Here is a 347-nt window from a genome sequence, read left to right as displayed (position 1 = left end):
CGAGCATATGGTCAATGCCGAGCCGATGCAGATGCTGCAACGGTTGTCGCGCAACCTGCGGCAATTGCACTTGGCGAACGATGACTTCATCGCTGCGCTGATTGATGCCGAGCGAGTGCTCGAAATGGGCAACGCCAACGCCGCCGACTACCTGGCGCGCGCCAGTCTTTACCAGCGCCTCGACTGCCCTAACGCTGAACGCTTCGACCTTGAGCACGCGCTGATGCTCAGTGAAGATCCGATCCAGCGGCTGCGCCTGACCGAGCGACTGGGGCATCTGCCGCCCAATTCTATTGTGCATTGAGCGAGGTGCAGGGCTTGCGAAGAGAGGGTGATGGTTGAATCGC

The 347-nt window shown here is 60.2% G+C and carries 1 protein-coding gene; it reads left to right on the top strand.

Going from position 1 to position 347, the window contains the following annotated elements; translation table 11 throughout:
• Window positions 1–304 (top strand): tetratricopeptide repeat protein (locus tag OC610_RS29065; RefSeq protein WP_264433293.1); only part of this gene is annotated, 304 nt, incomplete at its 5' end.
• Window positions 305–347: the final 43 nt, after the last annotated feature.

The organism is Pseudomonas agronomica, from assembly GCF_025917275.1.
In the GTDB taxonomy this organism is placed as follows: Bacteria; Pseudomonadota; Gammaproteobacteria; order Pseudomonadales; family Pseudomonadaceae; genus Aquipseudomonas; species Aquipseudomonas agronomica.
This window is presented reverse-complemented; position numbering and strand designations above follow the sequence as displayed.